Origin of the sequence: Flavobacterium sp. (genome assembly GCF_029242675.1) — a bacterium.
In the GTDB taxonomy this organism is placed as follows: domain Bacteria; phylum Bacteroidota; class Bacteroidia; order Flavobacteriales; family Flavobacteriaceae; genus Flavobacterium.
The window spans coordinates 1-2,158 of the sequence record NZ_JAQWTM010000011.1 but is presented as its reverse complement, the minus strand read 5'-3'; the positions used below and the strand labels follow the sequence as shown (position 1 = coordinate 2,158).

Annotated in this window: 2 protein-coding genes and 1 pseudogene; 1 reads left to right on the top strand and 2 read right to left on the bottom strand. The window is 36.8% G+C overall.

Translation table 11 applies throughout. From position 1 onward, the window contains the following. Positions 1 to 626 (bottom strand): M14 family zinc carboxypeptidase (locus P8M54_RS00450; RefSeq protein WP_300283764.1); only part of this gene is annotated, 626 nt, incomplete at its 3' end. A gap of 26 nt (positions 627 to 652) precedes the next feature. Next, positions 653 to 1,096 (bottom strand): DUF1569 domain-containing protein, encoded by a 444-nt coding sequence (locus P8M54_RS00445; protein ID WP_300283762.1) that lies wholly within the window; start codon positions 1,094 to 1,096, stop codon positions 653 to 655. Between the two features lie 215 nt (positions 1,097 to 1,311). Between P8M54_RS00445 and P8M54_RS00440 the strand changes: the two are divergent. Continuing rightward, positions 1,312 to 2,158, top strand: a pseudogene (locus P8M54_RS00440) (dipeptidyl carboxypeptidase II); the annotation flags it as partial.

The following is a 2,158-nucleotide window of genomic DNA, read 5'->3' as shown; positions in this document are numbered from 1 at the left end:
GGCCATCCCTCATTGAATTCACGATCATTAGAATCCGTAACTAGATTCGTGCTTTTGTTGCTGTTTACCCAAGTTGAGAAACGCTGAATCCCATCAGGATTAAAGCAAGGATCTAATAGTATCACCGTGTTTTCTAATGTTTTTTCAAGTTCGGCACTTTCGCAAGCCGCTAAATAATACGTTAATGCTATTGCCGCTCCTGATCCACTTGATTCGTTTCCGTGAATGGAGTAGCCTAGGTAAACTACTATAGGCATGTCTGCAATTTTTGTTTGGTTGTTCCCAGTCAAATTAGCTAGATGTTGCTCATTAATTTCTTTAATACGCGCTAAATTTTTTGGACTCGAAATAGTCAACAATTGCAAAGGGCGGTTTTCAAAAGTATAGCCCGTTGTTTCAATAGCAATTCGATCAGATACTTTGGCTACTTCTTTCATGTAGTAGGCCAGTTGTGTGTGATCAGTATGCATTTCGCCTAATTCAAAATTGAAGATGCTTTTTGGAGTAGGAATGTTTTTGTTGTAGGTTACATTTTGAGGTAAATAATAGTCTAATGTAGGTTGCTTTTTTTGCTGTGCACTAGCGATAGCAGCGATTAAAAAAGTAAAATAATAGAGATACTTCATGGTTGTTGGTATTGATTTGGTATTAGTTATATATTAAATTGTCTCAGGTGGTGATCCATGTGATTCCACATTAATTTATTCCAGTCTTCATACGTCAGCTTACCCCAAAAAGGATGATCCATAGTTCTTACTGATTCTGTTCCTTTTTCAAAACGTTTAAAATTACGAATCAATTCTGATTTGGCATTTTCAAAGTCGTACGGATCTACAAAAATAAATTCCTTGGCAGTAGGACTGTTTTTCTTAAACTCAGAGTTGAAGACCTTATTTTTCATCATTCGGCCTAAAAGTCTAAAGACGAAATTCACTTTGACTTCTTTTTCTCCAAAAGCGACCAAGATAGCGGCATTGGTATGTTGGCACATTTGAGTAGCGTTCATTTTACCCCAAGCAGCTTTGCTATTGGGTTGTAGATTTGAAATCCTAGCGATCATGGCTTGGTTTTCAGTTGGATCAAAAATGGATTTCATAGGAACTCTTTTTTAGAGAAAAACAAATATAGGACTAATTTCCGTACTAGCAGAATTCTTGAAAAAGCCCAGCTTACTACCAAATATTAATTAGACTACCGTTTTCATAAACCTATTTTTTGCGTACTTTTATGGCGAAAATTAAATCAATCTAATTTATGAAGGCTTTTTCAAAGATAATTATATCTGGTAGCGTGTTGATGGCAGTTGCATCGATGCAAACAGTCCACGCTCAAAATAAAAATGTAAAAATGACGAATCCGTTATTACAAAAAAGTACGTTGCAATACCAAGCACCGCCCTTTAATCTGATAAAAGATGCAGACTTTAAACCTGCTTTCGAGTATGGTCTAGCGGTGCACGACAAGGAAATCATGGCGATTGCTAACAATCCAGCCAAGCCTACTTTTCAAAACACCGTATTGGCATTCGAAACTGCAGGTGTTGACCTAAAAAGAGCCACTAGTCTTTTTTACAATTTAACAGGATCGAATACCAATCCTACTTTACAAGCATTGCAAGCGGAATATGCTCCTATATTCTCTGCGCACAGCGATAAAATGTACTTGAATACTAAATTGTACAAGCGTTTTAAAGCAATCGATTTAAATGCACTTAAAGGCGAGGACAAAAAGCTTACGCAATACTATTTAACAGAATTTGAATTGGCAGGAGCCAATTTATCTGATGCTGATAAAGAAAAAATGAAAGCCATTAATGGAGAACTGGCCAGTTTAGGAACGGAGTTTGGAAGCAAGCTTTTAATCGCTCGTAAGAACGGTGCTGTTCTTTATGACAATGCTTCTGACTTAGATGGATTAAGTGCTAACGAAATTGCAGCTGCTAAGGCAAAAGCTACTGAAGCCGGTCATGATGGAAAATATTTAATAGGATTATTGAATACAACACAGCAACCTTTGCTGCAAAGCATGACCAACAGAGCTTCTAGAGAAAAATTATTTAAAGCATCTTGGACTCGTGCTGAGAAAAATGATTATGGCGATACGCGTTCTGTATTAGAAAAAATGGCCAGACTACGTTTGCAAAAAGCAAATTTAATGG

Excerpts from the sequence above, each read along its gene's own strand:
- P8M54_RS00445 (WP_300283762.1), bottom strand. The coding sequence starts at position 1,096 with ATGAAATCCATTTTTGATCCAACTGAAAACCAAGCCATGATCGCTAGG.